Here is a 20,972-nt window from a genome sequence, read left to right as displayed (position 1 = left end):
TCTTGTCACTATTCGGATCGGCAATTCCCTTACCGCTCGGGGGATCGCCGATGGGCAGCTGAAGGTGTGTCATGGAATTCATCGAACTGGCCGATTATCCGCTGCCGAGCGGCCGAGTGATCGAGTGGCTCCCGACTGCCACTTCGCACTGGGCCGACTGGCCGCGAGATACTCGCGCCGTTTCCTATAATCACGAGCATCATCTTCGAGATGCGGTGGAACACAGTCGAATACGGGACCGCCGCCACTACTGGCTCGGTCACGCGTTCCGGATCGACGGACCGCTCGACCCGCAAGCCTGGCGGACCGCACTGGACGCCTGGATCGACCGGCACGAGGGACTGCGCTCGCATGTCGCCATCGAGGGCGGCCAGCCGGCCAGATACACCCTGCCGCCCGGTGAGATCCGGGTACAACCGGTCGACGCGGGCGCGCCGACCTCGACGATGGCGACCTATCGCCTGGTCAACAGCCTGCTGGACGACGGAACGTCACCGCTGCGGTGGCCGTCCTACGTCTGTGTGACCATCGCGGGCCGGGCCGGCGTCACCGTCATCTTCGCCGCCGATCACTCGATCATGGACGGCTACTCCAGCGTCTCCACCAGCGGTGAGCTGCTGGCGCTGTACAACGCCGCCCGCTCCGGTGAACCCGCGCAGCTGCGCGACACCGGCAGTTACGTCGACTTCAGCCAGGACGAACGCATCCGCGCCGCGGCGACCACCGCCGATCATCCCGCCGTCGACACCTGGCGGACGTTCTTCCTGGAAGACACCTACAGCGACCGTCCGGCCGGCACCCTCAGCCGGGTCGCGGCGGCGCCGATCGACCTGGTCGACACCGCCGAGACGCCCCGCCGGGCGCCGCAACGCACCCTGTCCGTCGAGGTGCTCGACGCCGACGCCGCCGACGCCGCCGCCCGGATCGCGCGCGAGCACGGTCAGGGACTGTTCGCCCTGTTGCTCGCCGCGTTCGCGGTGACCACCACCGAACTCGGCGCGGGCCGCGATTTCCGCACCGTGATCCCGCTGCACACCCGGTCCGACCCGCAGTGGGCCGAGACCCTCGGCTGGTTCGTCGGGCTCGCCCCGTTCCAGCTCGACTGCGGCGCGGCGCGCACGCTCGCCGAGCTGATCCGCCCGGCGGGCGAGGAACTGCGCCGCACCAACGGCGCGGCGACGGTGCCGTTCGCCAGGGTGTGCGAACTGCTCGGCGCCCAGCCGAGCATCTCGTTCATGGTGTCCTACATGGATATCCGCTCCGCACCCTGCGCGGCGACCTGGACCGAGACCGGCACCTGCTGCCTGCGCAGCAGCAACGTCTCGACCAACGAGTTCTACTTCTGGATCGCCCGCACCCCCTTGGGCGTGACCCTGAACATGCGTTATCCGGGCACCACCAAGGCGACCCGCGATGTCCACCGCCATGTGCTGCGCATGCGCGACCTGCTCGCCGAGCTGACCCGCTACGGCGATGCCCGAATCCGTCCGATCGAAGGAGCGCCGCTGTCATGGTAGAGATGACCCTCACCGAGCACTGGCAGCCGAAACCCGGCGTGCTACTCGAGTTCACCACCACCGCGGCGAGCCAGGCGGCCACCGAGACCACCGCGCCCTCCGACATTCCCGCGACCTATCTGCAGGAGTCGCACATCCGCCGCTGGTCGGCGCGCAGGCAGACCAACGACCCGCTCGCCTCCGAGCTGTCGTTCTGCTTCACCGTCGCGCGACCGCTCGACCCGGAGGCGCTGCGCCGGACCTACATCGCGTTCCTGCAGCGCCACGAGACGCTGCGCTCGTGGTTCCGGATCGACGAGTCCGACGGCGGGTTCGCGCTGACCAGGTACCTGCTCGACCCGGCGGCGGTGGACCTGGAAACGCACACCCTCGCCACCTTCACCGACAGCGGCGAGCTGCGCGACACCTTGGTCGCGAAGTTCAAGGCCAACGCGAATCCGACGCGCTGGCCCGCGATCGTCTGCTGCGCGATCGACCACGGCGCGGACGGATTCACCATCGTCTACAGCGCGGACCACGCGTTCACCGACGGCATGTCGGTGCTCACCTCCACCTACGAATTCCACGCGCTCTACACGGCGTTCAGCACCGGCCAGGAGCCGGTGCTGCCGCCGGTCGGCAGCTACGTCGAGTTCGCCAGGACCGAGCGGGCCGCGGTCGCCGCCCAGCCGCCCGAGCTTGAGCAGCTGGCCGGACTGCTCGCCGAGAAGGGGCATCAGGTTCGTCCGCTGCCGATCGAACTCGGCCTCGAACCCGGCGCGGTCGCCGACAGCTACGGCACCAAGGTGGACATGCTGGACGCGGCCGAGATCGACGCGTTCGCCGCGGCCTGCAAGAACGCGGGCGGATCGTTCTCCGCGGGGTTGTACGCCGCGGTGGCCCTCGCTGAGCTCGAATTCGCGGGCCGGACCAGCTACCTGGGCATGAATGTGGTCGGCACCCGAAGCGAGCCGCAGTATCAGCTCGCCCAGGGCTGGTTCATCAACCTGATGCCGATCGCGTTCGAGCTCGACGGGGCGCACCGGTTCACCGAGCTGATCGGCCGCGCCGGTGTGGCCCTGGACTGGACCAAGCCGCTGGCGAACGTGCCGATCCACGCCGCGCTCGACCGGGCGGCCGCGCTCACCGGATCGCCGCTGCCGGTCACGACGGACTGGCCGTGGGTGTCCTACCTGGACATGCGCGCGGTGTCCGGCCCGGCCCTGGAGGCGGCCATGCCCGGCGTCTCCGGGATCAACGGCCTCGGCTCGCGCAGCAAGATCGGGCAGACCTCGCCCATCTGGTTCAACCGCGAGCTGGAGCGGCTGCACGTCACGATGATGTACCCGGACACGCCGGTCGCGCACAAGTCGGCCGCCGACTATCTCGGACAGATCCGCACCGTCTTGCGCGCCATCGCCGAAACCGGTGATTTCGCGGTCACCGCACCAGCTCTCGCGAGGTCATGATGCAGTTGCTTTTTCTCGACCAACTGAATGCACCACCGGGCACCCTGCTCGAATGGGCCGCGGTCGCGGAGCCGGGACCGACGCCCGATGCCACACCCCCGTCCTCCAACCAGGCGATCCATCTGTCCTCGGGCGGGCCGACCACCTGGCTCGCCGCGACCTTCGACGTGGCCGGCCCGATCGACGAATCCGCCTTGCAGACGGCCTTTTCGGTGTGGCTGCCCCGCCACGACGCGCTGCACTGCAGCTTCGAGCCGCCGGCCGACGGCAAGCCGGCGTCGGTGCACGTGGTGGTGGACAGCGATATCCGGCTGGTCCCGCAGGCCGCCGTCGAGACCGCGACCACCGAGGACCTGCGCACCGTCCTCGGCGGCAGGCTCGATCAGGCGTGCTCGCCGTTCAGCTTCGCGCCGTACTTCCTCGGCGCGATCAGCAGGCCGGAAACCTCCACCGTGGTCTGCGGATTCGATCACGCGGTGTGTGACGCCTGGTCGATCACCATCGCGGTGGCGGAACTGGACGAGCTCTACCGGGCGGCCTGCGAGGACGGTCACGACGCTGCCGTCGCGGCCGCGGGCCGGCTGCCCGAGCCGGGCAGCTTCCTGTCCTATTCGACCAGGGAGGCCGCTATTCCGGCGGCGGCCACCGGCCCGCTGATCCGTTCGTGGCGGGACTTCCTGCACGCCGCGGGCAACGACCTGCCGCACTTCCCGCTCGATCTCGGCGTCCCGGCCGGGACGCTGGCGCCGTTCGGCAGCGATGTGCGGCTGCTGCTCGGCGCGATGGCCACCGACGCGCTGCATCGCAAGTCGCGGGCCGACGGGTACTCGATGTTCGCGGCGCTGCTGGCCGCGGTCGCGATGGCCGCGGCCGAGCTCGGCGGGCGCACCGGGATCGACCTGGTGTTCCCGGTCCACACCAGGCGGGAACCGCGGCACCACAACACCTTCGGCTGGCTGGTGTCGAACGCGCCTGCGCATGTGCCGGTGGCGCACGACTTCTGCGCGACCGCGCAGTCGGCCGACGACGCGGTCCGGTCTGGGCAGCGGCTGGCGCAGGTCCCGGCCAGCCGCGTACTCGCCGCGATGGGCAGCGACCTGCGCCGGACCAGGCAGGATCTGTTCAGCGTCTCCTACACCGACTACCGGCGGCTACCCGGCGGATCGCGCAGCGACACGACCCGCACGGTGCCCCGGAATCCGGCCCAGCTCAGTCGCAGCGCCCCGCTCGACGACGTGCAGTTGTGGTTCACCCGCACCGACGACGGGCTCGCGCTGCGCACCCGTTTTCCCGCCACCGCCACCTCCGGGCGGCTGATCGGTGAGTTCCTCGACAAGGTCGCCGCGACCCTGTCCGCCGCGATCTCGGTCCGGGTATGACGGCCAGGTACTCGCCCAGCGTCAACCCGGCTCGACTCGTCGGCCCGGCACCCGCGACGACGTGGGTGCCGGGTCGCGGAACGAACGACCCGTTCGAGCTCCGGCGATCGACAAACTACGACGGCCGGGGAGCCGAACCCGATAGTCTCAGCACAGGATCCAGCGAGGGACTCCCTCGTGAAAGCCGGGAGCGTCCGATGATGAAGGCTCTGGTCAGCAACGACTTCTCGACGTCATCGGACGCCGAAGCCACCGAACCGGGACAGTGGCGGGGCACTGCGCTACTACGGCCCGGCATTCTGGCGTTCGAGGGCGAAATCCTACCGACGGAACTACACGCCCATCACGCCGTGCAGATCATGGCCGCCTGTACCCCCATCTCCGTGGTGGACGGCAGCGGGGTGCGGCAGCAGGGCACGCACATCCTCATCCCCACCGACGCGCCACACCGGGTCTGCGCCGGGGCCAGGCACGGCGTCGCGATCTACCTGGACCCGGAGACCATCGCCGGTGCGGCCGCCGACCGGCGGGCACACCTGCACGGCTGGGTGCAGGGGCTGAACGTCGATCCCGCGCACGGCAGGCTGGCCGGGCACGTGGCCGACGTGCTCTCGGATCTGCTGCGGGACAACGCGACCATCGGCCTCGACGACCGGCACGGCGTGGTGACCGCGGCCTTGCAGCTGCTGCCCGACATGGTCAAGGACGGGTCGGTCCGCGGCTCGGATGTGGCGCGGCAGCTGGGGATCTCGGCGACCCGGCTGACCCATCTGTTCACCGAACAGGTCGGGATTCCGTTGCGCCGCTACATCCTCTGGCTGCGGCTCTACATCGCGATGAACGGCGTCATGGCCGGTGACGACGTCGACACCGCGTCCGACTCGGCCGGTTTCGCGGACAGCTCGCATCTGACCAGGACGTGCCGGCGCACGTTCGGGTTGCCGCCGTCGATGATGAGCCGCGACGTGGACTGGGACATCAGCCTCTGAGCTGACTCCTCGACTGCCCCGTCGTCCCGGTATTCGCCGGGATGGCGGGGCACTGTCGTGCGTGGAGCCAGTATGCTCGGGAGATGATCTCGCGGGCTCGGCTGATGGCGTATGCGGTTGTCGCATTCGTGCTGCCCGCGCTCGTTCTCTTCGCGATACCGGCGGGTGAGCCCGGCTCGGTGGCCGTGGTCGGTGTGGTCGCGGCGTCGCTGTTCGTCGCGCTGGCCACCCTGCACACCGCCGCGGCGCTGCCGCTGGTCCAGGTCGGTTCCGGGCCGCCACCGTCCGCGCAGCGGCGCCGGCGTGGCTCGTTCCTGCGCCAGAGCAATCCGGACACCCCGGGGCGTCCGCGCCCACGAGCACCAGGGTTCGCGACCGCCTGACGACCGCCCCCGCACCGCGGGGCGTCGTCGGCGTTGTCGTCGACCCCGTCCGTTCTCGTGCGCGCACGCACGCCCACAGTCAGGTGCTTGTCCATGCTCGACTTCGTCTATTACCCGGTGTCCGCCATTCTCTGGGTCTGGCACTACCTCTTCGCCGCCGCCTTCGGACCCGCCAGCGGTCTCGCCTGGGTGCTCGCGGTGATATTTCTGGTACTCACCCTCCGCGCCGTCCTTTTTGTACCTTTCCTGAAACAAGCGCGCACCCAAGCAATTGTCAAAAAATTGCAACCCGATGTTTCTAGACTGAAACAAAAATACAAGAATGATCGCGCGCTACAAGCGAAAGAAATGCAGAAGCTGTACAAAGAGAACGGCATCAATAGCTTCGCGACACTGATTCCGATGATCGGTCAGGTTTTCGTATTCATCGGGTTGTTCCATGTGTTGCGCTCGTTCGATCGCACCGCGGGCCTCAGCCACCTGCCGTTCCAGGCCACCTCGACCCCGATGACGCCGGAGCAGAACGCCGCGACGCCCAACTACGTGTTCAGCGCCGCCGACGTGCAGTCGTTCCTGCACGCGAAGCTGTTCGGCGCCCCGCTCTCGGCCATCCTCGGCGGAGCGGGCGATCTCCTGGCAACGGTGGCCGTCGTGGCCGTCCCGTTGATGCTGATCGCCGCTGTCGCAACGCATTTCACCGCGCGGGCGTCGCTGAACCGGCAGGAAACCACCCAGATTCCGCTGATGCGCCCGCTGAGCCTGTGGGCCTTCCCCGCGTTCGCGCTGATCGGCGGCGCGCTGGTGCCGGTGGCGATCCTGCTTTACTTCGTGACGAACAACGCGTGGACACTGGCCCAACAGCACGTCGTGTACCACCGCCTCGACGCCGAGGCCGCGGCCGAGGCGACGCGGATCGCGGCGGCCCGAGCCGAGTCGGCGCCCAAGCCGGGAGCCAAACCCAACCGAGCGCCATCGACGCCCAAGCCCGGCGCCAAACCGGTCCGTGCACAGTCCGCGCCGAAGCCCGGCGCCAAGGTGGTGCACGCGCAATCGGTGCCGAAACCCGGCGCCGAGGTGGTGCACGCGGAGTCGGTGCCGACCCCCGATCGCACCCGGTCGACACCGAAGTCCAGGGCGAAGTCGGCGCACGCGAGGTCCGCGCCGAAGCCCGGCGCCAAGCCGGCCCGGCGTCGATGAGGCACTGAGCCGCGCTCGGGGCGGGACCGACGACGCGGTCCCGCCCCGGCCATCGGCTACCGGTAGGCGATGACGGCCTTCTTGTTCGAACCGTCCGGCAGGCACTGGGCCGTGACCGCGCCCGTGCGGCGCGCGTCCTCGGTGAGCTTCAGGCATTCGCTCATCGACAGCCCGGGGTACACCTGGGTCTGCGGCGCGGCGGCCGTCGCCGGACCCGCCGCGCTCAGCGTGGCGAGGCCGCTCGCCGCGAGCATCACGAAACCCATTGCCGCAGCTTTCTTCACCATGATTCCCTCCCGTTTCTCCCGCGCCGACCCGGTCACAGCGCGTCGAGCGCCTTGCCCAGGTTGCGCGCGACGGTCGGCCAGCCGCCGCCCATCATCCGGCGGGACAGCTGCTGCATCGGATCGTCCGGATCGAATCCGCTGTGCCGCAGTAATACTCGGGTGCCGCGCCCCTCCGGACGCAGACTCCAGGTGATCCGCCAGTCGGCGGGGTTCGCCGCGGTGGCGTCCGCCCAACTGATCTGCAAGCGCTCGGCCTCGATCACCTCCAGCACCTCGCAGGCGACCTCGCCGGAGAAGTTCACCGCGGGAATCGGCTTGGCGCGCATGCTGAATCGACAGCCGAGCACCGGCTCGAAGCCCTCCGGCTCCATCAGCCAGCGGCTCATCAGCTCGGGGGTGGTCAGCGCCCGCCACACCTTCGCCGGCGGATGCGGGTAGAACTGGTCGACCTCGACCGCGGTCAGGTCGTCGCTCATGGTCATGTCCCGTCGTCCATCTCGTCGAGTACCTTGCCGAGCTCGGTCAAGCTGTCGCGCCAGTACCGCTCATACGGGTTGAGCCAGTCGCGCAGCGCGAGCAGCGGGTCCGCCGCGAGCCGGTAGTAGCGGAACCGCCCCTGCCGCTCCTCGGTGACCAGCCCGCAGTCGCGCAGCACCTTCAGATGCTCGGACACGCTGGGCCGGGCCATGTCGAAGCGTTCGGCGATGGCCTGCACGGTCTGCTCGCCGTCGAGCAGTCCGTCCAGGATGTCCCGGCGGGTCGGGTTGGCCAGCGCGCCGAACAACAGGTCGATCGCGCCGGCTTTGGTTCGCTGCGGCATGTTCGCTTTCCGAATATCGATCAGCACCGGCGGAACAGGACACACGCGGCCGGCGCGGCACCGCCGACAATACCGAGGCGCCCCGCCGCGGCCGCGACCACGGGGCTACTGCTGCCAGTCCTGCGCCGGAGGCGCTTGCAGCACAAAGGAATTGCCGTCCGGATCGGTGAACGTGGCCTGCCGCCCCCACGGCAACTCGTTCGGCCCGTCGACCTCCGCCCCCGCAGCCCGCAGCCGGGCAACGGCACCATCCACATCGTCGCTACCCAGAATCACCCCGGCCAGCCCACCCGCACTCGCCCCCGGAAACGGCCTGTGCAACACGATCGACGTCCCCGCCGCCCCCGGCGCCACCTCGAGCCACCGATTGTCCCCCACCACCCGATCGGCCCGCACGGCAAACCCGAGCACCGACCCATAGAACTCCTTGGCTCTGTCCTGGTCAGACACAAAAGCCGTAATGGTGTTGATCTGATTGATCGTCATACCACCGACTATAGGTAGGATTTTTCCTACCTGTCAACCTTGCTGATAGGCGGCAGGAGCCGAGATCACGGCCGGCGAGTTCGGTGGCGATTCGCTATCCGGCCGCGGGACGCGCTTCGACGTAGTACTCGGCGGACAGTGCCTTCAGCCAGGGGCGGACCGGGGCGGGGGCCCATTGGGCCGAAGGGTCTTGCCGGACAGTGGGGTTCGTGAGGTGGATGGCTCTGCCGCGCGTGTGCAGGGTGAAATCGCCTGCCGCGCTGATGTTTTTGACCCAGTCGACGTCGCGTCCGTAGGTCAGGGCGATGCGGTAGACGCCGTCGCGGTGGAATACCGCGACCGGAGTTCGGTACTCGCGGCCGGACTTTCGACCCCGGTGCTGCACGAGGGCGAAGCCGGGGGCGCGGCCGGCGAGCAGGCCCGCCGCACGATTGGTGGCATGCCGGTTGAATTTCGCCAGTGCGCGGGGAAGCACCATCGGCGCGGTCCTCTCTCGAGTCTGCGAGCGCACCTAACGCTACTCTCGACCGGTGTCAGCGCAGCCGGAACCAGTGCAGCAGAAGTCCGAGACGATCGCCGTCTACGACGCGGCCGGTCAGGCGGTCGGCGCCGCCGATCGGGCGGCCGTCTACCGCGACGGAATGTGGCACGCCAGTGCCGGTGTGCTGCTGCGATCCGGCGACGGCGAGCGGATCTACGTGCATCGCCGCACCGACACCAAGATGGTCTTCGCCGGTATGCACGACTGCCTGGCCGGCGGGGTGGTCGACCCGGGCGAATCACCGCGGGAAACCGCGGTCCGGGAATTGGCCGAAGAACTCGGCATCACGCTGACCGGCGCCGATGCGCTACAACCCGCGGCAACCGCGGCCTGGGATGGACAGTGGCAGGGCCGCCCCATGCGCTGCCACCTCTTCGCTTACGAACTGCGCTACGACGGACCGATCCGCCACCAGGCCGAGGAGATCGCCGACGGCTGGTGGTGGACGGACGCGGAATTGCGTGCCCACCTGGCAGACCCGGATTGGCCGTTCGTGCCGGACACCCGGGTACTCGTCGGCGATCTTCTCACCTGAGCGCTACCCCCGGACGCTCGTCGTACTCAACTACGCGGTCAGGCCGCGCTGCCGCTCCCCAGGGACAGCAGGGTGGTGGCGATGTTGGCGAAAACTTCGAGCAATTCCATGGTTCTCCGTAACTCGGGTCTATCGATGGGGCGATTACCCGGAGGAGGCTACCGAACTCGCCCACGCGGCGAAAGCGCCAGGATTTCTCGTCTGCAGCAGCACCCGCCCCGGCCCGACGAAGTCGAAAACGAAACCCTCACCGGACTTCAGCGACTGGATGGACCGCCCGACCACCGCGCGCCGGATGGTGAAGTTCATCGCCAGGTCGTAGGCCACCACGTGCCCGGTGTCGATGGTGATCGGCTCCCCCGGCTGCAGATCGATGACGTCGATCGCGCCGAACACACCGACGACGATCTCGCCCTCGCCGTGCGCGCGCAGGCCGAACCCGCCCTCGCCGCCGAACAGGTTCGCGAACCCGCCCCACTTGCTTTCCACCTGCACGCCATGGGAATTCGCGATCCAGCCGCCGCGGCTGATGAAGAACGGGCGGTCCTGGGTGATCTGCAAGTTCAGCATGTCGCCGGGCAGCGCGGGCGCGACGTCCACCCAGCCGCCCTGCTGCGGCGCGCTGAACGTGGAGACGAAGAACGATTCGCCGGCCAGCACCGAGCGCTTCAGCCCGGCCAGGATGCCGCCTTCGGCCTTGGCCGCCAACGTGACTCCCGCCGAATGGGCGACCATGGCGCCACTTTCGACCCGCATCGGCTCGCCCGCGGCGAGGAAGCATCGCGCGATGGTGGACGCCGGGTTGTGGCGCAGTTGTACCTTCATGAAAGCCGACCCTACCGCCTGATTCGCGGCGGCAGGGACACCACTATCGGGGGTATGAACCGGTCAGCCGAGCGACCGCAACGCGGCGTCGTCGCGCGCCACGACCGCGCCGCCGTCCGCGGTCAGCACGATGGGCCGCTGGATCAGCCGCGGGTGCTCCGCCAGCGCCTCGATCCACCGGTCCCGATCGGCGGGCGTGCGGCCCCAGCCGGCGATCCCCAGGTCCTTGGCGATCTGCTCGCCGGTGCGGGTGATGTCCCACGGCTCGGCGTCGAGCCGCCGCAGCACATCCCGCAGTTCGTCGGCGGTCGGCGGCGCGTCCAGATAGCGCCGCACCGAGTACGCCAGGCCGGCCTCGTCCAGGAATTTGGTGGCGGTGCGGCTCTTCGAGCACTGCGGGTTGTGCCAGATCTCGGTCGGACCAGATGTCATGTGCGCAGCGTACCGAGCGGTATTCGCGGCACGGCCGACAAAGCGGCCGCGACACCGTTTGATTGTCCGCCGGCTGGATAAGCTCGATTCGATGCGTAAACGACTCCGTACGATCAATGCCGTCGACCGCCGCCTGGTGCAGCGCACCGCCCGCCTGCGGCCGACCCCCGCCGACCAGCTGCTGCGCTCACTCAGCATGAGCGCCAACCACAGTCGCCTCTGGATGGGCATCGCCGCCGTCCTGTTCGTGGCGGGCGGCCGGGCCCAGCGGCGCGGCGCGGTGCGCGGCCTGGCGGCGGTGGGCCTGGCCAGCGGCGTCGCGAACGGGGTCGCCAAGCCGCTGTTCCCGCGCAGGCGCCCGCCGGTGGAGGCGGTGCCGCTGCTACGGCGGCTGGTCAAACCGCCGGTGTCGTCGTCGTTCCCGTCCGGCCACGCGGCCTCGGCGGCGGCGTTCACCACGGCGGTGGCGCTGGAGTCGCCCGGTACCGCAGCGGTGATCGCGCCGCTCGCGGTCGCGGTGGCCTACTCGCGGGTGCACATCGGCGTGCACTGGCCCTCCGACGTGGTGGCCGGGGCCGCGCTCGGTTCCGGGGTCGCGCTGGCGACCAGGCGGTGGTGGGCGGTGCGGGACGACGAACCCGCCACGCTCGGTCCGGCGAAGCGCACCGAACCGCTGCCCGGGGGGCGCGGGCTGCTGTTCGTGGTCAATCCGTCCTCCGGCACCGACGACGGCGGCGAACTGGCCGACCTGTTGCGCGAACGCTTGCCCGAGGCGCAGCTGCTCGAGCTCGCGGGCGAGGTCGATCTCGCCGCCGAGATCGACGCACGGGTGCGCCGCGGCGATGTCGCGGCGCTCGGCGTGCTCGGCGGCGACGGAACGGTGTCGACCGTGGCGGAAGCCGCTGTGCGCCACAACCTTCCGCTGGCGGTGTTCGCCGGCGGAACGCTCAACCACTTCGCCCGCGACATCGGCGTGGAGGATCCGGCGACGACCCTGGCCGCCCTCGAATCGGGCCAACTGGTGCTGATCGACACCGCCAGGGTGCGATTGGACGAGGCCGAGGAACGCACCTTCATCAACACCGCCAGCCTCGGCGGCTACCCCGACTTCGTCCGCCTGCGCGAGCGCTGGGAACGCCGGATCGGTAAGTGGCCCGCGGCCGGAATCGCCATGCTGTGCGTGCTGTTTCGCGCACAACCCCTGCACGCCACGCTCGACGGCAAGCACAGCGCCCTCTGGATGCTGTTCCTCGGCAACGGCGCGTACCACCCGGCCGACCAGATCCCGATGTCGCGCCCGCGCATGCACGATGGCACCCTCGACGTCCGCTATCTCCGTGCGGACCTTCGCTTCTCCCGCCTCCGGCTGATCTTCGCCACCTTCACCGGCACGCTGAACCGATCCGACACCTACGTGCACCGGCGCGTCGGACGCCTGGACGTCCGGGTCGACGGCGCACCGGTCTCGCTGGCCACCGACGGCGAGGTCAACCACACGGCCAAACGATTGGCCTTCGCCAGCCAACCCGCCGCGCTGGCCGTGTTCCGCGCACTCGACGCCGACGCGGAGTGACCTCGGCGACCATACTGAGGTCATGACTGATCGACCACCCGAAAACCCTTACGGCACACCGTCCACCACCGGCCCGGAACCGCTGCGGTCGTACCAGGGCACGGTCAACCGCGTGGTGCGGGCACTGCTGCGCCTGCCGGTGATCTCCGGCTTCGTCGGCAAACGCCTGCTGACGTTGCACGTCGTCGGCCGCAAGTCAGGCAACGTCTACGACGTGCCGGTGGCCTACACCACCCACGACGGCACCCTGCTGATCGGTACGGCCCTGCGCCCGTGGGTGCAGAACCTGCGCGCGGGCGACCCGGTCGAGGCATCGCTGGGCGGCAAGCCGCGCACCTTCGTTCCGGTGGTACACACCGGTGAGCAGGACGTCATGCGGCTGTACGAGATCATCGCGCGGGACAACAAGGCCAACGCGAAGTTCAACGGAATCGGGTTCGCCGCAGACGGTTCGCCGAACCGGGCCGACCTGTATCAGACGTGGCAGCAAGGCGGCGTGGTCATCGTGCTCACTTCGCGCTGAGGCCCCGCGAGACGATCGATCGCGGGGCCTCCTCGCAGCCGGTCAGGCGACGTACTCGTCGGCGACCTCCAGCACCTCGTCGACGATCTCCAGACCGATCCGCAAGTCGTCGGCCGACGTGGTGAGCGGCGGCGCGATCTGAAAACGGTTGCCCGCGCTGAACGGCCACAGCCCGCGGGCCTTCGCGGCGGCGGTCAGCCTGGCCATCGGCTCGGCCGCCGCACCGGCGGCGGCGAACGGGATCAGCGGTTCCCTGGTCCGCGGGTCACGCACCATGTCCAGGGCCCAGAAGAAGCCGAGCCCGCGCACCTCGCCGACGCTCGGATGCCGGGTTGCCAACTCGTGCAGGCCTTTTCCGAGCACATCCGCGCCCACCGAACGCACGTGCGCGAGGATCCCGTCCCGCTCGAAGATGCCGATCGACGCGACGCCCGCCGCACACGCCAGCGGGTGCCCCGCGTAGGTGAGGCCGCCGGGATAGACCGTGTGGTCGTAGCGCTGCGCGATCCGCTCGGCGATCAGCACGCCGCCGAGCGGCACATAGCCCGAGTTGACGCCTTTCGCGAAGGCGATGAGATCCGGCGCGACATCGAACGCCTGCACCGCGAACCACTCCCCGACCCGGCCGAAGCCGACCATCACCTCGTCGGCGATGTAGACGATGCCGAATTCGTCGCAGAGCGCTCGCACTCCGGCCAGATAACCCGGCGGCGGAATCAGCACACCGTTGGTCCCGACGACCGTCTCCAGGATCAGCCCGGCGATGTTCTGCGGGCCTTCCAGCTCGATCACCTGCCGCAGATGGGTCAGCGCGGCCGCTGTCTCCTGCTCGGGAGTGCTTGTCCCCCAAGGCGATCGATACGGGTACGGCCCGAAGAACCGCACCACGTCGACATTGGTCGGCTCGGCGCCCCACCGGCGCGGTTCCCCGGTCAGCCCGATCGCCACGCCGGTGCCGCCGTGATAGGAGCGGTACGCGGCGAGCATCTTGGTCCGGCCGGTGAAGCTACGGGCCAGCCGCACCGCGTGTTCCACCGCCTCCGCGCCGCCGGTGGTGAACAGGACCCGGTTCAGCTCGCCCGGCGCGCGTTCGACGATCAACCTGGCCAGCTCGCTGCGCGCCTGGTTGCCGACGGTCGGCGAGATGGTGGTGAGCGACTGGGCCTGCGCGATGATCGCCGCGATCATGTCCGGATGCTGGTGGCCGATATTGACATTCACCAGCTGCGAGGAGAAGTCGAGATAGCGGTGGCCGTTGTCGTCCCAGAAGTAGGAGCCGGACGAGCCGACGATGGTCGCCGGGTTCAGCTCGGCCTGCGCGGCCCACGGATAGAAGACGTGATCGGTCGAACTCACTTACCCCCCTCGGCCAGCGTGACCTGCTTCGGCGCGTAGCCGGCTCCGGTCACATCGACGCCGGCGGCCATCAGCTGCTCCAGCGCCTTCATCACGTAGTCGCTGCTGTAGGCGCTCGCGTCCGGGTTCTTCGTCAACACCGTCGCGCCCTCTTGGTTCTTGGTGTCCTTGGCGATCTTCACGGTCCGGTCCCAGGCCGTGCTGTCGACCATGCCGATGCCGGCCGGCGACGGCCAGATCAGCTTGTTCACCTCGTTGATCTGCCACTGCTGGTGGGAGGCGCCGAGCGTGCTGCCCGCAGCGACGGTGATGTCGCGGCACTTGTCCACGTTGTCCCGGCAGAAGATCCAGCCCTTGAGCGAGGCGGCGATGAACTTCACCGTCTGCTCTTGGTATTTGGCGTCCTTCAGCTTCTCGGTGTTGGCCCAGATCGCGTCCTGGAGCATCGCGACACCCTCGGCGTTCCAGTCGATGGTCGCGAAATCATCTGCGGTGTAGAGCTTTCCGGTGGCCGGGTTCTTCGTCTCCAGCAGCTGCGCGTACTCGTTGTAGGACATGGCCTGCGCGGCGGCGATGTCCTTGCCGAGGAAGGCGTTCATGTCGAACTGCTGCTGCACCAGCTTGACGTCCTTGGCCGGATCGATGCCCGCCTTGGTCATGCCGGCGAACAGCTCGAATTCGTTGCCGTAGCCCCAGTTTCCGACGGTCTTGCCGCGCAGCGCGGCCGCGTCGGCAATGTTGTCCGACTTGAACGACACCTGCTTGGTGCCGGAGCGCTGGAAGATCTGCGCCACATCGGTGATGCCCGCCCCCGCCTCGCGGGAGGCCAGCGCCTTCGGCACCCAGGCGATGGCGTAGTCGGCCTGCCCCTGCGCGAGCACGGTCTGCGGGACGATATCGGTTCCGCCGTCGAGGATCTCGACGGACAGTCCCTGTTCCTTGTAGAAACCCTGATCGGCCGCGGCCAGGTAGCCCGCGAACTGCCCCTGTTTGAACCATTGCAGCTGTAACTTGACCTTGGTGAGCCCGTCCGCGGTGGTGGTGGACCCGCCGTCGGTGGTGCTGCAACCGGTCAGCGCGGCCGCGACCAGTGCGGCGAGCGCGAGGCCGGCACGGAATCGCTTGGGGGACTTCATCATCTAGCTCTCCAGAGGGTGGTGCGGGGTCTGCGGGTGAGTTGTTCGAGGAGTAGGACGGCGGCGAGGAACAGCAGGCCGACGAGCACGGCGCCGGCCACGTAGGCCCATGCCCTCGGGTAGGCGGTGTTGGCGGCGGCGGAGGTGATGCGGCTGCCCAGACCGTTCTGCAACCCGCCGAAATATTCGGCGATAATAGCGGCGATCACCGCGCCCGGCGCGGCAATGCGCAGGCCGGTGAACAGGTACGGCAGCGCCGCGGGCAGCCGGACGGTGCGGGTGACCTGCCAGCCGCCCGCCGCGTACGACGTCATCAGGTCCGTGTGCACCTGCGGGACCTGGCGCAGGCCCCTGGCGGTGCTGACGAACATCGGAAAGAACACGACGATGGTCACGACCATCCGGCGCGGCGTATCCGTGGTGGTCGAGTACATCGAATTCAGCAGCGGCGCAAGAGCGACGATCGGCACCGCGGCCGCGGCGGCCGACAGCGGGGTCAGCAATCCCTCGACCAGACGGAACCGCACGGCCAGCATCGCCGCGCCGATGCCGAGCACCGCGCCGACCAGCAGCCCGATCAGCGCATTGGTTCCGGTGGCGGTCGCGGCATCGGCGATCCGGCCGAAGTTCGCGGCGAACTCGCGCGCGATCGCGGTGGGCGCGGGGAGCAGGAACGAGGGCAGCCCGGCGACGACGGTGAGCACCTGCCACATGGTCAGCGCGCCGACGCCGAACAGCAACGGCGGCAACACCGTTCGCCACGGCAGCGCCGATTTCCCGGACATCACACCTCCCGGCCGGCGAGCGGATCGCCGGGACCGCCGCGCAACGCCTCGCGGACGGCGGCCACCGCCTCGAAGAACTCCGGGCTGGACCGCACGTCGTCGCCCGCCTCGGCGGCGTCGCGCCTGCCCCAGCCGCCGGTCGGCACGATCGCGGTGATCCGCCCCGGTCGCGGCGACATGACGACCACCCGGTCGGACAGGAACACCGCCTCCGGAATCGAGTGCGTCACGAAGACCACGGCGGCCCCGGTCTCCCCCGCGATGCGCAGCAGCTCGCCCTGCATGCGTTCGCGGGTCATCTCGTCGAGCGCGCCGAACGGTTCGTCCATCAGCAGCAGCGAGGGCTTCGGCGCCAGCGCGCGCACGATCGCGACCCGCTGCTGCATGCCACCGGACAGTTCGGCGGGATAGCGCTTGGCGAAGTCGGTCAGCCCGGCCATGTCGAGCAGTTCCGCGCTGCGCGCGCGGCGTTCGCTCTTCGGCACCCTGTGCAGTTCCAGGGGCAGTTCGACATTCGCCTGCACCGTGCGCCAGTCCAGCAGTCCGGACTGCTGGAAGGCGATGCCGTAGTCCTGGTCGATCCGGGCGCGGCGCGCGGTCTTGCCGTGCACCGTGACGGTGCCGCCGGTCGGCTGCTCGAGGTCGGCGATGATGCGCAGCAGTGTCGACTTGCCGCAGCCGGAAGGGCCGATCAGCGAGACGAATTCGCCCGCGGCGACGGTCAGCGAGACCTCCGCCAGCGCGGTGACCGACCCGGCGGCGTAGATCTTGCCCACGTCCGCGAGCTCCACCGCGGCGATGCGCTCGGCGGCCGGCTCGGCGAGGTCGGCACCCGACTGCTCGGCCGCCGGATCCGGCTCTGCTGTCGCCGTGGCGACGGCCGGTTGTGCTTTGGCGGTCAACGGATACCTCCTGAAAAGCTGCCCGCCCACCCGGGCGGACGGTAGTAGCGGTGTACGGATTCGATGACCAGGGCGTTCAGGATCATCGGACCGCCGCCGACCCGGGCGACACGGCAGTCGTGTCGGCGGCGACGAATCGTGTTTCCGGGATCGGCACTGCCGATGCCGGTCTCCCGGCGAGCACAGCTGAGTCCCAGCGCACTCGGTCGTCGCTCAGCCGCCGCGCGAACCCCGGGCGGGACGAAAGGTGATCGCGCTGGGCCGAGCCGGGGCCGGCCGTCTCGGATCGGTGGTTCATGAGGTTCCGCCCGGTGCGCGCGATACGCCCGCGGGGCGGCTGTAGCGACGCAACGCCGATTCGGCTAGGCCGACGACGGCGGTGACCGCGACGCCGAGCAGGGCGGCGGCGAGGACGGCGGCGTAGAGCCGCGACGCGTCGCCGGTGGCCTGTTGCGCGAAAACGATGATCTGCCTGCCGATTCCACCCGCGGTGCCGGTGGAGATCTCCGCGACCACCGCGCCGATCACCGAGGCCGCGGCGGCCAACCGCAGGGCGGGCAGGAAGTGTGGGACGGCGGTGGGAAACCGCAAGTGCACCAACGTTTCCCACCAGCTCGCCGAATAGCTGTGCAGCAGTTCGACCGACGCCTTCGACGGCGCCTGCAACCCGCGCAGCATGCCGACCGCCACCGGGAAGAACGCGAGGTAGGACGCGATCACCGCGATGCTCATCCACGGCCGCCACGGCTCGCCCGCGATCACGATCTTGCCGCCCCACCCGGCCACCAGCGGGGCCAGCGCGATCAGCGGAACCGTTTGCGACACGATGATGTACGGCAGCAGACCGCGTTCGACCCAGCCGAAGCGTTGCATGAGGATCGCCAGCGCGACGCCGACCACGGTGCCGATGAGCAGCGCGAGCAATGCCAGTCCGAAGGTGAATCCCGCTGTCCGGAGCAAGGTTTCGCCGACCGTGCCGGAATTGTCCCGCTCGCCGAGCACCGTCACCACCGACCACACGTGCGGCAGCGCGCCGTCGCCGGTGCGGGGCAGGATCCGCTGGTCGCCGATGCTCACACCGCGTTCCGGGACAACGAGTTTCACCACCTCCCAGAGGGCGAGCACCAGCACCAGCACGGTCACCGCATAGACCACACGGGCCGTCCGCACCCTCATCTGTCCTCCAGGCGCACCGGTAGCGCCCGCCGCGCGCCGCGCACGGAACCGCCACCGATCCCGTCCACAGCCACCCGATTCACCCGCGCCGGCCGGCGGGTAGCGGCCCGGTGCGGGCCGAACTCGATCAGCGCCAGGGCCGTCGCCGAGAGGACGCCCAGAATCAGCGCCGTCATCACGCGCCCTCCGTCGCGGTGACCGGGTGCGCCAGCCGGGGCAGTACCGATTCGCCGTACGCCTCGAGCGTCGCGGTTTTGGCGTCGTGTTGCAGGTAGACCGCGAACTGGTCGACTCCGAGCTTCTCCAGCTCCCGCAGCCGGGTCAGCTGGTCGTCGGGCGTGCCGATCAGGCAGAACCGGTCCACGATGGTGTCGGGCACGAAGTCCGCGTGCGTATTGCCCGCGCGTCCGTGCTGGTTGTAGTCGTAGCCCTGCCTACCCGCGATGTATTCGGTGAGCGCGGCCGGAACATCGCTGCCCGCACCGTATTTCGCCACGATGTCGGCCACGTGGTTGCCCACCATGCCGCCGAACCAGCGGCACTGTTCACGGGCGTGCGCCAGCGCGGCCGCCGAACCGTCGGTGACGTAAGCCGGTGCGGCGACACAGATCTTGACCGAGCCGGGGTCACGCCCCGCGCGCTCGGCGGCCGACCGGACCCGCGCGATGGTCCACGCGGTGATGTCCGGGTCGGCCAGTTGCAGGATGAACCCGTCGGCGACCTCGCCGGTGAGATCCAGTGCGCGCGGTCCATATCCGGCCATCCAGACCTCGAGCCGGGACGCCCCGGCCCACGGAAACCGCACGATGGTATCGCCGACCCTGGCGCTGCGGCCGTTGCCGAGCTCCCGGATCACCTCGATGGACTCGCGCAGCGTAGCGAGGGTGGTCGGCTTGCCGCCGAGCGTGCGCACCGCCGAGTCGCCGCGGCCGATGCCACACACGGTGCGGTTGCCGAACATGTCGTTCAGCGTGGCGAAGGTCGACGCGGTCACCGTCCAGTCCCTGGTGGCCGGGTTGGTCACCATCGGACCGACGACGACCTTCCTGGTCGCGGCCAGGATCTGGCTGTAGATGACGTAGGGCTCCTGCCACAGCAGGTGCGAGTCGAAGGTCCACACGTGCGAGAACCCGTGGGTCTCGGCCTGTCTGGCCAGTTCGACCACCCTGGAGGCGGGGGGTGTGCATTGCAGCACCACACCGATGTCCATGCGGCACTCTCCGTTTCGAGGTCGACGACAGCTCGGCTGTCAGATCAGGTTCTGCGACAGTTCGCGTTTGACGAACCGGCCGTGCCCGGCGCTGCCGAGGTAGGTGCCGTCGTCGATGACCACGCGGCCGCGGGAAAGCACGGTGTCGACGTGGCCGTCGATCTCGAAGCCCTCGTAGGCCGAGTAGTCCATGTTCATGTGGTGGGTCTTGCCGAGACCGATGCTGGTGTGCCCGTTCGGGTCGTAGATCACGATGTCGGCGTCGGCGCCCGGACTGATCACGCCCTTGCGCGGATACATGCCGAACATTCGCGCCGGTGTCGTGCAGCAGACCTCCACCCAGCGCTCGAGCGAGATCTGCCCGCTCTTGACGCCCTGGAACATCAGGTCCATCCGGTGCTCGACGCCGCCGATCCCGTTCGGGATCTTGCTGAAATCGCCGATGCCCATTTCCTTCTGGTCCTTCATGCAGAACGGGCAGTGGTCGGTGCTGACCGTGGTCACGTCGCCGGTGCGCAGGTAACGCCACAGCTCGTCCTGATGCCCCTCGGCGCGCGAGCGCAGCGGCGTCGAGCAGACCCACTTGGCGCCCTCGAAACCCGGTGCGCCCAGCTGCTCTTCGAGCGAAAGGTACAGGTACTGCGGGCAGGTCTCGCCGAACACGTTCTGGCCGTTGCCCCGTGCGGTGGCGATCTGTTCCAGCGCCTGCTTCGCCGACACGTGCACCACGTACAGCGGCGCACCGGTCAACTGCGCCAGCATGATCGCGCGATGGGTGGCCTCCTCCTCCATCTGCCACGGCCGGCTGGTCCCGTGGAAGTAGGGGGCGGTGTCGCCGCGCGCGATGGCCTGCTCGACCAGCACGTCGATGGCGATCCCGTTCTCCGCGTGCATCATCAGCAGCGCGCCCAGATCGCCGGCCGACTGCATGGCGCGCAGGATCTGGCCGTCGGTGGAGTAGAAGACGCCGGGGTAGGCCATGAACAGCTTGAAGCTGGTGACGCCCTCGGACACCAATTCGCTCATGCCCTTGAGGGATTCGTCGTTGACCTCACCGATGATCTGGTGGAAGCCGTAGTCGATCGCGCACTTGCCCGCGGCCTTCTGATGCCAGGCGCCGAGCGTATCCTGCAACCGCTCCCCCGGCGTCTGCACGACGAAGTCGACGATCGTCGTCGTGCCGCCCCACGCGGCGGCGCGGGTGCCGGTCTCGAAGGTGTCGGACGCCTCGGTGCCGCCGAACGGCATCTGCATGTGCGTATGCCCGTCCACGCCACCGGGAATCACGTACTTCCCGGTCGCGTCGATGGCCACCTCGGCGGTCGCGGCGAGGTCCGCGCCGAGGGCCGTGGAACCGGGTTGCACTACGGCGACGATGGTTTCGCCGTCCACCAGCACGTCGAGCGGTTGCGATCCGGTGGCCGAGACCACCGTGCCGCCGTGGATGAAGGTCAGAGTCATGTCGTCGCCGA

At 69.2% G+C, this 20,972-nt stretch carries 24 protein-coding genes; 9 read left to right on the top strand and 15 right to left on the bottom strand.

Annotation, left to right across the window (positions count from 1 at the left end; genetic code table 11):
* The first annotated feature begins 71 nt into the window (after positions 1–71).
* The 6 genes from ACFQ9K_RS25250 to yidC all read left to right on the top strand — a co-directional run bounded on the left by ACFQ9K_RS25250 (position 72) and on the right by yidC (position 6,913).
* Entirely contained in the window at positions 72–1,517 is a 1,446-nt protein-coding gene (locus ACFQ9K_RS25250; RefSeq protein WP_378722257.1) for a condensation domain-containing protein, read from the top strand.
* Positions 1,511–2,965, top strand: coding sequence for a condensation domain-containing protein (locus tag ACFQ9K_RS25245; RefSeq protein WP_378722258.1), 1,455 nt, complete (start codon positions 1,511–1,513; stop codon positions 2,963–2,965). The genes ACFQ9K_RS25250 and ACFQ9K_RS25245 overlap by 7 nt, the downstream gene beginning before the upstream one ends.
* Positions 2,965–4,344: a condensation domain-containing protein gene (locus ACFQ9K_RS25240; RefSeq protein WP_378983680.1), complete on the top strand. Its 1,380-nt coding sequence runs from the start codon at positions 2,965–2,967 to the stop codon at positions 4,342–4,344. The genes ACFQ9K_RS25245 and ACFQ9K_RS25240 overlap by 1 nt, the downstream gene beginning before the upstream one ends.
* 197 nt (positions 4,345–4,541) lie before the next feature.
* Positions 4,542–5,333, top strand: coding sequence for a helix-turn-helix domain-containing protein (locus ACFQ9K_RS25235; protein ID WP_378722260.1), 792 nt, complete (start codon positions 4,542–4,544; stop codon positions 5,331–5,333).
* Positions 5,334–5,416: 83 nt separating this feature from the next.
* The gene (locus ACFQ9K_RS25230; protein WP_378722261.1) at positions 5,417–5,716 is read left to right on the top strand and encodes a DUF6412 domain-containing protein; all 300 of its coding nucleotides are present in this window, start codon (positions 5,417–5,419) and stop codon (positions 5,714–5,716) included.
* Between the two features lie 93 nt (positions 5,717–5,809).
* Entirely contained in the window at positions 5,810–6,913 is a 1,104-nt protein-coding gene (gene yidC / locus ACFQ9K_RS25225) for a membrane protein insertase YidC (protein WP_378722262.1), read from the top strand.
* Between the two features lie 56 nt (positions 6,914–6,969).
* Here yidC and ACFQ9K_RS25220 read toward each other — a convergent pair whose 3' ends face one another.
* From ACFQ9K_RS25220 to ACFQ9K_RS25200, 5 genes are all read right to left on the bottom strand, one after another.
* Positions 6,970–7,200 carry a hypothetical protein gene (locus tag ACFQ9K_RS25220; RefSeq protein ID WP_378724532.1) on the bottom strand — a complete coding sequence of 77 codons (231 nt, stop codon included), beginning with the start codon at positions 7,198–7,200 and terminating at the stop codon, positions 6,970–6,972.
* A gap of 32 nt (positions 7,201–7,232) precedes the next feature.
* A complete protein-coding gene (locus ACFQ9K_RS25215; protein WP_378724530.1) occupies positions 7,233–7,682 on the bottom strand; it encodes an SRPBCC domain-containing protein in 450 nt (149 codons plus the stop codon).
* Entirely contained in the window at positions 7,679–8,020 is a 342-nt protein-coding gene (locus tag ACFQ9K_RS25210; protein ID WP_378724528.1) for an ArsR/SmtB family transcription factor, read from the bottom strand. Before ACFQ9K_RS25210 ends, ACFQ9K_RS25215 begins: the two co-directional genes overlap by 4 nt.
* A 105-nt stretch (positions 8,021–8,125) precedes the next feature.
* The gene (locus ACFQ9K_RS25205) at positions 8,126–8,506 is read right to left on the bottom strand and encodes a VOC family protein (RefSeq protein ID WP_378724526.1); all 381 of its coding nucleotides are present in this window, start codon (positions 8,504–8,506) and stop codon (positions 8,126–8,128) included.
* A 94-nt stretch (positions 8,507–8,600) separates the two neighbouring features.
* Positions 8,601–8,984: a nitroreductase family deazaflavin-dependent oxidoreductase gene (locus ACFQ9K_RS25200; protein WP_378724523.1), complete on the bottom strand. Its 384-nt coding sequence runs from the start codon at positions 8,982–8,984 to the stop codon at positions 8,601–8,603.
* A 52-nt stretch (positions 8,985–9,036) separates the two neighbouring features.
* On the opposite strand from ACFQ9K_RS25200, the gene ACFQ9K_RS25195 reads away from it, so the two are divergent.
* Positions 9,037–9,582, top strand: coding sequence for an NUDIX domain-containing protein (locus ACFQ9K_RS25195; protein ID WP_378724521.1), 546 nt, complete (start codon positions 9,037–9,039; stop codon positions 9,580–9,582).
* Positions 9,583–9,726: 144 nt separating this feature from the next.
* Here the strand turns inward: ACFQ9K_RS25195 and ACFQ9K_RS25190 are convergent, their stop codons facing one another.
* Together ACFQ9K_RS25190 and ACFQ9K_RS25185 are read right to left on the bottom strand one after the other, a co-directional pair.
* Positions 9,727–10,407: a TIGR00266 family protein gene (locus tag ACFQ9K_RS25190; protein WP_378724519.1), complete on the bottom strand. Its 681-nt coding sequence runs from the start codon at positions 10,405–10,407 to the stop codon at positions 9,727–9,729.
* A gap of 63 nt (positions 10,408–10,470) precedes the next feature.
* On the bottom strand, positions 10,471–10,839 hold the full coding sequence (locus ACFQ9K_RS25185; RefSeq protein WP_378724517.1) for an arsenate reductase family protein: 369 nt from the start codon (positions 10,837–10,839) through the stop codon (positions 10,471–10,473).
* A gap of 91 nt (positions 10,840–10,930) precedes the next feature.
* Between ACFQ9K_RS25185 and ACFQ9K_RS25180 the strand changes: the two genes are divergently transcribed.
* Positions 10,931–12,412, top strand: a complete 1,482-nt coding sequence (locus tag ACFQ9K_RS25180) for a bifunctional phosphatase PAP2/diacylglycerol kinase family protein (RefSeq protein WP_378724515.1) — start codon at positions 10,931–10,933, stop codon at positions 12,410–12,412.
* A 22-nt stretch (positions 12,413–12,434) separates the two neighbouring features.
* Positions 12,435–12,935, top strand: coding sequence for a hypothetical protein (locus ACFQ9K_RS25175; protein ID WP_378724513.1), 501 nt, complete (start codon positions 12,435–12,437; stop codon positions 12,933–12,935).
* Positions 12,936–12,977: 42 nt separating this feature from the next.
* Here ACFQ9K_RS25175 and ACFQ9K_RS25170 read toward each other — a convergent pair whose 3' ends face one another.
* The 8 genes from ACFQ9K_RS25170 to hydA form a co-directional block, all read right to left on the bottom strand.
* On the bottom strand, positions 12,978–14,291 hold the full coding sequence (locus ACFQ9K_RS25170; protein WP_378724511.1) for an aspartate aminotransferase family protein: 1,314 nt from the start codon (positions 14,289–14,291) through the stop codon (positions 12,978–12,980).
* Complete coding sequence (locus ACFQ9K_RS25165) at positions 14,288–15,430, bottom strand: ABC transporter substrate-binding protein (RefSeq protein WP_378724509.1); 1,143 nt, start codon at positions 15,428–15,430, stop codon at positions 14,288–14,290. The genes ACFQ9K_RS25170 and ACFQ9K_RS25165 overlap by 4 nt, the downstream gene beginning before the upstream one ends.
* Entirely contained in the window at positions 15,427–16,212 is a 786-nt protein-coding gene (locus ACFQ9K_RS25160; protein ID WP_378724507.1) for an ABC transporter permease, read from the bottom strand. The genes ACFQ9K_RS25165 and ACFQ9K_RS25160 overlap by 4 nt, the downstream gene beginning before the upstream one ends.
* Positions 16,212–17,114: an ABC transporter ATP-binding protein gene (locus tag ACFQ9K_RS25155; protein ID WP_378724505.1), complete on the bottom strand. Its 903-nt coding sequence runs from the start codon at positions 17,112–17,114 to the stop codon at positions 16,212–16,214. The genes ACFQ9K_RS25160 and ACFQ9K_RS25155 overlap by 1 nt, the downstream gene beginning before the upstream one ends.
* Positions 17,115–17,408: 294 nt before the next feature.
* Positions 17,409–18,290: an ABC transporter permease gene (locus tag ACFQ9K_RS25150; protein ID WP_378724503.1), complete on the bottom strand. Its 882-nt coding sequence runs from the start codon at positions 18,288–18,290 to the stop codon at positions 17,409–17,411.
* The gene (locus ACFQ9K_RS25145) at positions 18,287–18,466 is read right to left on the bottom strand and encodes a hypothetical protein (protein ID WP_378724501.1); all 180 of its coding nucleotides are present in this window, start codon (positions 18,464–18,466) and stop codon (positions 18,287–18,289) included. Before ACFQ9K_RS25145 ends, ACFQ9K_RS25150 begins: the two co-directional genes overlap by 4 nt.
* Positions 18,466–19,500: a TIGR03842 family LLM class F420-dependent oxidoreductase gene (locus tag ACFQ9K_RS25140; RefSeq protein WP_378724499.1), complete on the bottom strand. Its 1,035-nt coding sequence runs from the start codon at positions 19,498–19,500 to the stop codon at positions 18,466–18,468. Before ACFQ9K_RS25140 ends, ACFQ9K_RS25145 begins: the two co-directional genes overlap by 1 nt.
* Before the next feature lie 39 nt (positions 19,501–19,539).
* Positions 19,540–20,961 carry a dihydropyrimidinase gene (gene hydA / locus ACFQ9K_RS25135; protein WP_378724497.1) on the bottom strand — a complete coding sequence of 474 codons (1,422 nt, stop codon included), beginning with the start codon at positions 20,959–20,961 and terminating at the stop codon, positions 19,540–19,542.
* Positions 20,962–20,972: the final 11 nt, after the last annotated feature.

It is taken from the genome of Nocardia sp. NPDC056564, assembly GCF_042793755.1.
Taxonomy (GTDB): Bacteria; Actinomycetota; Actinomycetes; order Mycobacteriales; family Mycobacteriaceae; genus Nocardia.
This window is presented reverse-complemented; position numbering and strand designations above follow the sequence as displayed.

Bases quoted from the DNA above. Each gene is read 5' to 3' on its own strand.
- ACFQ9K_RS25185 (WP_378724517.1), bottom strand. From the start codon at position 10,839: ATGACATCTGGTCCGACCGAGATCTGGCACAACCCGCAGTGCTCGAAG.
- ACFQ9K_RS25150 (WP_378724503.1), bottom strand. From the start codon at position 18,290: ATGAGGGTGCGGACGGCCCGTGTGGTCTATGCGGTGACCGTGCTGGTG.
- ACFQ9K_RS25250 (WP_378722257.1), top strand. From the start codon at position 72: ATGGAATTCATCGAACTGGCCGATTATCCGCTGCCGAGCGGCCGAGTG.
- ACFQ9K_RS25240 (WP_378983680.1), top strand. From the start codon at position 2,965: ATGCAGTTGCTTTTTCTCGACCAACTGAATGCACCACCGGGCACCCTG.
- hydA (WP_378724497.1), bottom strand. From the start codon at position 20,961: ATGACTCTGACCTTCATCCACGGCGGCACGGTGGTCTCGGCCACCGGA.
- ACFQ9K_RS25245 (WP_378722258.1), top strand. From the start codon at position 1,511: ATGGTAGAGATGACCCTCACCGAGCACTGGCAGCCGAAACCCGGCGTG.
- yidC (WP_378722262.1), top strand. From the start codon at position 5,810: ATGCTCGACTTCGTCTATTACCCGGTGTCCGCCATTCTCTGGGTCTGG.
- ACFQ9K_RS25205 (WP_378724526.1), bottom strand. From the start codon at position 8,506: ATGACGATCAATCAGATCAACACCATTACGGCTTTTGTGTCTGACCAG.
- ACFQ9K_RS25165 (WP_378724509.1), bottom strand. From the start codon at position 15,430: ATGATGAAGTCCCCCAAGCGATTCCGTGCCGGCCTCGCGCTCGCCGCA.
- ACFQ9K_RS25175 (WP_378724513.1), top strand. From the start codon at position 12,435: ATGACTGATCGACCACCCGAAAACCCTTACGGCACACCGTCCACCACC.
- ACFQ9K_RS25160 (WP_378724507.1), bottom strand. From the start codon at position 16,212: ATGTCCGGGAAATCGGCGCTGCCGTGGCGAACGGTGTTGCCGCCGTTG.
- ACFQ9K_RS25145 (WP_378724501.1), bottom strand. From the start codon at position 18,466: ATGACGGCGCTGATTCTGGGCGTCCTCTCGGCGACGGCCCTGGCGCTG.
- ACFQ9K_RS25230 (WP_378722261.1), top strand. From the start codon at position 5,417: ATGATCTCGCGGGCTCGGCTGATGGCGTATGCGGTTGTCGCATTCGTG.
- ACFQ9K_RS25220 (WP_378724532.1), bottom strand. From the start codon at position 7,200: ATGGTGAAGAAAGCTGCGGCAATGGGTTTCGTGATGCTCGCGGCGAGC.
- ACFQ9K_RS25215 (WP_378724530.1), bottom strand. From the start codon at position 7,682: ATGACCATGAGCGACGACCTGACCGCGGTCGAGGTCGACCAGTTCTAC.
- ACFQ9K_RS25180 (WP_378724515.1), top strand. From the start codon at position 10,931: ATGCGTAAACGACTCCGTACGATCAATGCCGTCGACCGCCGCCTGGTG.
- ACFQ9K_RS25190 (WP_378724519.1), bottom strand. From the start codon at position 10,407: ATGAAGGTACAACTGCGCCACAACCCGGCGTCCACCATCGCGCGATGC.
- ACFQ9K_RS25140 (WP_378724499.1), bottom strand. From the start codon at position 19,500: ATGGACATCGGTGTGGTGCTGCAATGCACACCCCCCGCCTCCAGGGTG.
- ACFQ9K_RS25210 (WP_378724528.1), bottom strand. From the start codon at position 8,020: ATGCCGCAGCGAACCAAAGCCGGCGCGATCGACCTGTTGTTCGGCGCG.
- ACFQ9K_RS25235 (WP_378722260.1), top strand. From the start codon at position 4,542: ATGATGAAGGCTCTGGTCAGCAACGACTTCTCGACGTCATCGGACGCC.
- ACFQ9K_RS25200 (WP_378724523.1), bottom strand. From the start codon at position 8,984: ATGGTGCTTCCCCGCGCACTGGCGAAATTCAACCGGCATGCCACCAAT.